7 protein-coding genes are annotated in these 5971 nt (G+C 74.0%); 4 read left to right on the top strand and 3 right to left on the bottom strand.

Annotation, left to right across the window (positions count from 1 at the left end):
• The 3 genes from ADL08_RS07755 to ADL08_RS07745 all read right to left on the bottom strand — a co-directional run.
• A partial coding sequence (locus tag ADL08_RS07755) for an NADH-quinone oxidoreductase subunit C (protein WP_199836968.1) occupies positions 1-595 on the bottom strand: 595 nt, incomplete at its 3' end.
• Positions 592-1209, bottom strand: a complete 618-nt coding sequence (locus tag ADL08_RS07750; RefSeq protein WP_053641327.1) for an NADH-quinone oxidoreductase subunit B — start codon at positions 1207-1209, stop codon at positions 592-594. The genes ADL08_RS07755 and ADL08_RS07750, both read right to left, overlap by 4 nt.
• Positions 1200-1628, bottom strand: coding sequence for an NADH-quinone oxidoreductase subunit A (locus ADL08_RS07745; protein WP_199836967.1), 429 nt, complete (start codon positions 1626-1628; stop codon positions 1200-1202). Before ADL08_RS07745 ends, ADL08_RS07750 begins: the two co-directional genes overlap by 10 nt.
• Positions 1629-1780: 152 nt before the next feature.
• On the opposite strand from ADL08_RS07745, the gene ADL08_RS07740 reads away from it, so the two are divergent.
• The 4 genes from ADL08_RS07740 to ADL08_RS07725 all read left to right on the top strand — a co-directional run.
• A complete protein-coding gene (locus tag ADL08_RS07740; RefSeq protein WP_053641326.1) occupies positions 1781-2980 on the top strand; it encodes a sensor histidine kinase in 1200 nt (399 codons plus the stop codon).
• Between the two features lie 390 nt (positions 2981-3370).
• Positions 3371-4657 (top strand): sensor histidine kinase, encoded by a 1287-nt coding sequence (locus tag ADL08_RS07735; protein WP_053641325.1) that lies wholly within the window; start codon positions 3371-3373, stop codon positions 4655-4657.
• A gap of 103 nt (positions 4658-4760) precedes the next feature.
• Positions 4761-5420: a response regulator transcription factor gene (locus tag ADL08_RS07730; RefSeq protein ID WP_053641328.1), complete on the top strand. Its 660-nt coding sequence runs from the start codon at positions 4761-4763 to the stop codon at positions 5418-5420.
• Positions 5421-5776: 356 nt separating this feature from the next.
• Positions 5777-5971, top strand: a 195-nt coding sequence (locus ADL08_RS07725; protein ID WP_159043117.1) for a hypothetical protein, incomplete at its 3' end; no start/stop codon positions are given.

The following is a 5971-nucleotide window of genomic DNA, read 5'->3' as shown; positions in this document are numbered from 1 at the left end:
GGCGGGTGGGGGCCGGGGGGAGCTGGCCCTTGAGGGGGCCCCACTCATTGGGGTCCGGGACGCCCGGGGGGAGCATCTGGCGGCGCTTGGGGCCGCCGTCGTGCGACTCGCCCGGCTCCTTCGCGCCCGGCCACGCCTTGGCGACCCGGGCCGCGAGGACGAAGTCCTTGCGCAGCGGGTGGCCCTCGAAGTTCTCGGGGAGGAGGAGCGGGACCAGGTGCGGGTGGCCCGTGAAGTCCACGCCGAACATCTCGTGCGTCTCGCGCTCGTGCCAGCCCGCGCCCGCGTACACCCCCACCGCCGTGGGGAGGACGGGGGCGGAGTGCGGGACCGTCGTACGGACGAGGAGGCGGCGCGGGCCGCCCTCCCCGAGCGCCACCACGTGCGCGCAGACCCGGAAGCCCGTGCCCGGCTCGTCGACCGCGCTCAGCCAGTCGAAGTAGGTGCAGCCCAGCTCGTCGCGGGCCGTGGTCAGGGCCGTGATCCAGGAGGACGGCGGGACGTCGACGGTCAGCAGGTCGTACGCCCGCTCCGCCGTCGCCTCCTCGCCGAAGACCTCCGTCACCGCGTCGGGCAGGGCGTCGTACGCGCTCATGCCGTGCCTCCCGGCGGGGGCGTCGGCGGGCTCGTCAGTTCGGACACCGAGGCCGGCCGGCCGTAGCGCTCCGCCAGGCTCTCCCGCGCGATCTTCTCCTGGAGCTTGAGGATGCCCTGGAGCAGCGCCTCGGGCCGGGGCGGGCACCCCGGCACGTACACGTCGACCGGGATGATCTGGTCGACGCCCTTCGTCACGGAGTACGAGTCCCAGTACGGGCCGCCGCAGTTGGAGCAGGCGCCGAAGGAGATGACGTACTTCGGCTCGGGCATCTGCTCGTACAGGCGCTTCACGGCCGGGGCCATCTTGTCCGTCACCGTGCCCGAGACGATCATCAGGTCGGCCTGGCGCGGGCCGGGCGCGAAGGGGATCACGCCGAGGCGGATGAAGTCGTGCCGGGCCATCGACGCGGCGATGAACTCGATCGCGCAGCAGGCGAGGCCGAAGTTGAAGACCCACAGGCTGTAGCGGCGGCCCCAGTTCAGGACCACCTTCATCGGCTCCGGGGCCAGGCGGGCGAGCATCCCCAGCTTCGGAGCGGGCAGGGCCACGGGCTCGGGAGCGGGTCCGGAGCGGGTCTCGGGGCCGGCTCCGGTTCCGGGTGTTACGTCCATGTCAGGACGCCCTTCTTGTACGCGTAGAGCAGCCCCACGGCCAGGAAGCCGAGGAAGACGAACATCTCGACCAGGGTCGTGGCGCCGTAGCCGGGCGCGGCGAAGACCGTCGCCCAGGGGAAGAGGAAGATCGAGTCGACGGCGAAGATCACGTAGAGGAAGGCGTACACGTAGTAGCGGACCTGGGTGTGCGCCCAGCCCTCCCCCACGGGGTCGACGCCGCACTCGTACGTGAGGAGCTTCTCGGGCGTCGGCACGACGGGCCGGAGCAGCCGGCCGGCGCCGAACGCCACGGCGACGAAGAGCACGCCGACGACGGCGAGCAGGCCGACGACGGAGTACGTCTGGAAGTAGTCCGCCGCGTCGGCCGCGACAACGGTCGGTTCCCGCACGTCCGCCCCTCGGTCCAGGTGCCCCATGGGTCACTTCTGTTCTGTACGCACGCGAGTCTAGGCCCTGTTAAAGAGACCGTAAGCAGGAGCGGTGGCCGGTTCCGGTGGGGTTAACCCCCCTCCCGTTCACCCACCTCCCCCATGGCGGCGCGCGATCCGCGCCGGGCACCCTGGGGCCCATGAGCGCCGACCACGACTCCGCCGCCGGCTCCACGGCCGCCCCCTCCACGGGTTTCGCCGCCGCCCCGGCGCGCCCCCGCACCGCCTACGGCAAGGAGACCTGGAAGGAGATCGTCTTCCTCCTCTCCAACCTGTTCACGGCGCTGACCGGTTTCGTCTACGCGGTGGTGAGCGTCCTGCTCGGCGTGGGCCTCTCGGTCACCGTGATCGGCCTTCCGCTGCTCGCCCTCGGTCTCGGCGGCGCCCGCTGGATCGGCCGGTCGGAGCGGGCGCGGGCCCGGGTCCTGCTCGGCGTCGAGGTCCGCGAGCCGTCCCCGCTGCCCCGGCGCGGCGGCTTCTTCGGCTGGCTGTGGTCGGCGCTGAAGGACCCGGTGGCCTGGCGGACCCAGCTGTACGGGCTGATCCGGCTGCCCTGGGGGATCCTGACGTTCACGGTCTCCCTGGTCTCGCTCTTCGTCCTCTGGCCCGTGCTGCCCTTCCTCTCGCGGCTCCTCGCCGGCGCCGACCGGGGCATGGTCCGGGGGCTGCTCTCGCCCTCCGACGAGCTGGAGCGGCGGATCGCCGAGCTGGAGACGGACCGGGGCGTGGTCGTGGACACCGCCGCCGCCGACCTGCGGCGCATCGAGCGCGACCTGCACGACGGCGCGCAGGCCCGGCTCGTCGCCCTCGCGATGGGGCTCGGCCTGGCGAAGGAGAAGCTCCTGGACGACCCGGAGGCCGCCGCCGCGATGGTCGACGAGGCGCACGGCGAGGTGAAGCTGGCCCTCCAGGAGCTGCGGGACCTCGCCCGGGGCATCCACCCGGCCGTCCTCACCGACCGGGGGCTCGGCGCCGCCCTGTCCTCCGTCTCCGCGCGCTGCACGGTGCCGGTGCGGGTCGACGTCGACCTGGCCGAGCGGCCCGCGGAGGCGATCGAGGGCATCGCGTACTTCACGGTGTCGGAGCTGCTCCAGAACGTCTCCAAGCACTCCCGCGCCCGGTCCGCCTCCGTGGAGGTGTGGCGGGCGGCCGACCGGCTGATGCTCCGGGTCCGGGACGACGGCACCGGCGGGGCGCGCCTCGACGGCGGTACGGGGCTCGCCGGGCTCGCGGAGCGCCTCGGCGCGGTCGACGGCGTCCTCGTCCTGGACTCCCCCGCGGGCGGTCCGACGGCGGTGACGGCGGAACTCCCGTGGCGGGACCGGCCGACCGCCCGCTGAACACCCGGCGACCGCGAGACGCGAGGCGACCGCGAGGCGCGCGGCGGTCGCGAGACGCACGCCGGTCGCCCACCGCACGCCCCACGCACATCCACCGACCGCCCACCGGGCCCCGGCCATCGCCCGGTCATCGCCCGGTCATCGACCCGCAGTCACTGAGCGGCCGTTCCACGGCCACCCGGCGGTCACCCGGCAACCACTCCACGGGAACCCGGCAACCCCCGGGTCACCCCCCCGGTCCCTCCGGGGCAGCCGTCCCGGGGTGGGGAAAACCCCCGCCCGCGAACGCCGACCTCCCTCATGGTCCGGCGCCCGCCGGAACGGAATCCTGGAACACGCACCCGCCACGCACCCGCCGGCAGAGCCCACCAGCAGAGAAGGACCTCCACCATGCCCTCCCCCCGTCTCCCCGCCGCGATCCGCGCGCCGTTCGAGGGCCGCACCTGGCGCGCCCTCGGGTACGTGCTGATCGGGCTTCCGCTGAGCGTCTGCTGGTTCGCGCTCTCCGTCTCCCTCGTCTCGACCGGCGCCGGGCTGCTCGTCACCTTCCTCGGGGTGCCGGTCCTGGCCGGGGCGCTCGCCCTGTGCCGGGGCTTCGGGGCGGTGGAGCGGGCCCGGGCGCGGGCGCTGCTCGGCCTCGACGTGACGGCGCCGGAGCCGGTGCGCGGCCGGACCGGCGGGGCGTTCTCGTGGATGGGGGCCATGCTGAAGAGCGGGGCGTCGTGGCGGCACCTGCTGTACGCGGTCGTGCACATGCCGTGGTCGGTGTTCTCCTTCTCGGTGACGGTGGCGTTCTGGGCGTGGGGCTGGAGCCTCTTCACGTATCCGCTGTGGCGGTGGGTGTTCCCCGCGTACGTCGGGCAGGACGGGCTCCAGCTGTACGGCGACGGGACGCACGACCTCTACCTGGACTCGCCCTTCGAGATCGCGGTGACCTGCGCGGCCGGGCTGCTGTTCGTGCTGGTCGGGCCGTGGCTGCTGCGGGGGTTCGTCGCCGTCGACCGGTTCCTGGTGGCCGGGCTGCTCGGCCCGTCCCGGCCGGCCTCGCGCGTGACGGAGCTGGAGTCGGACCGGGGCGTGCTCGTGGACACCGCCGCCGCCGACCTGCGGCGCATCGAGCGCGACCTGCACGACGGCGCGCAGGCCCGGCTCTCGGCGCTCGCCATGGACCTGGGGCTCGCGAAGGAGAGGCTGGCGGAGGACCCGGAGGCGGCGGCGGTCCTGGTGGAGGAGGCGCACGGCGAGGTGAAGCTCGCGCTCCGGGAGCTGCGGGACCTGGCCCGGGGCATCCACCCGGCCGTCCTCACCGACCGGGGCCTGGACGCGGCCCTGTCGGCGGTGGCCTCGCGCTGCGCGGTCCCGGTGTCGGTGGACGTGGACCTGCCGGCGCGGCCGGTCGCGGCGATCGAGGGCCTCGCGTACTTCGCCGTGTCGGAGCTCCTGCGGAACGTCACCGAGCACGCGCGGGCGCGGCGCGCCCGGGTCGACGTGTGGCGCGCGGGCGACCGGCTGATGCTCCGGGTCGGGGACGACGGCACCGGCGGCGCGCAGACGGCGGCCGGGCGGAGCCTGGCGGCGCTCGCCGGGCGGATAGGGGCGGTGGACGGGGTCATGGCCGTGGACTCGCCGGCGGGCGGCCCGACGACGGTGACGGTCGAACTGCCCTGGCGCGCGTAGGCCTTTCGAGGTCTTCCGGGTGGGATGCTGGGCTTCGACGGAAGACCGGACGACCGGATCATGGGGGCTGTGGGGCGTGGGAGAGCGGGACGTGGCGGAGCGGGTGCGGGTGGTCATCGCCGAGGATTCGGTACTGCTCCGGGAGGGGCTGACCCGGCTCCTGACCGACCTGGGGCACGAGGTCGTCGCCGGGGTCGGCGACGGCGAGGCGCTGGTGGAGACGGTGGGGAAGCTGGCGGCCGAGGGGGCGCTGCCGGACGTGGTGGTGGCGGACGTGCGGATGCCGCCGACGCACACGGACGAGGGCGTGCGGGCGGCGGTGCGGCTGCGCGGGGACCACCCGGGGCTCGGGGTCCTGGTGCTCTCGCAGTACGTGGAGGAGCAGTACGCCACCGAGCTCCTGGCCGGGTCCAGCCGGGGCGTGGGCTACCTCCTGAAGGACCGGGTCGCGGAGGTCCGCGAGTTCGTGGACGCGGTCGTCCGGGTCGCCGGGGGCGGCACGGCGCTGGACCCGGAGGTCGTGCAGCAGCTGCTCGGCCGGAGCCGGCAGCAGGACGTCCTGGCGAACCTGACCCCGCGCGAGCGGGAGGTCCTGGGCCTGATGGCGGAGGGGCGGACGAACTCGGCGATCGCGAAGGCGCTGGTCGTGAGCGACGGCGCGGTGGAGAAGCACATCAGCAACATCTTCCTGAAGCTGGGGCTCTCGCCGAGTGACGGCGACCACCGACGGGTACTCGCCGTGCTGACGTACCTGAGGTCGTGAGGCCCCGCGTCCCGAGGACCCGCCCCATCGACGCACCCGACGCGCCTGAGGCCCCGCCTCCCCGGCGCACCCGACGTGCCCGAGGTCCCGCCTCCCCGGCGTGCCCGGGCCCCGGGGACCCAAGACCGCAGAATGACCGGAACCAGACCTTCCGGAATACTTCGGACGGCGACACGGCATGACGAACCCTGACAGAACGGATCTCAAAAAGGGGTCCATGATGCAAGAAGTCCAGGGAGACTCGACCCCGCCGTCGTAGGGTGGGCCACGGGACGGACGGTGATCGGCCGACCGCGCCCCGAGCTCCTCCCCGCCTCCGGCGGAGAGTCCCCTTGCCACGAGGGAGGTCCAGTTCAGTGACCAGCCAGGTCAGCAGCGAGGCCGGCGAGGCCCTGCTAGGGGAGCAGAGAGGCGCCCCGGCCACGCCCCACGACGGCACCGCGAAGGAAGTCCGCCGGCTCGATCGGGTGATCATCCGTTTCGCGGGTGATTCGGGTGACGGGATGCAGTTGACGGGTGACCGGTTCACCTCGGAGACGGCGTCGTTCGGC

The sequence above is a fragment of the Streptomyces sp. NRRL F-6492 genome (assembly GCF_001280125.1).
Taxonomy (GTDB): domain Bacteria; phylum Actinomycetota; class Actinomycetes; order Streptomycetales; family Streptomycetaceae; genus Streptomyces.
Note: the sequence above shows the minus strand (reverse complement) of the source record. Positions and strands in the feature narration are given on the sequence as shown.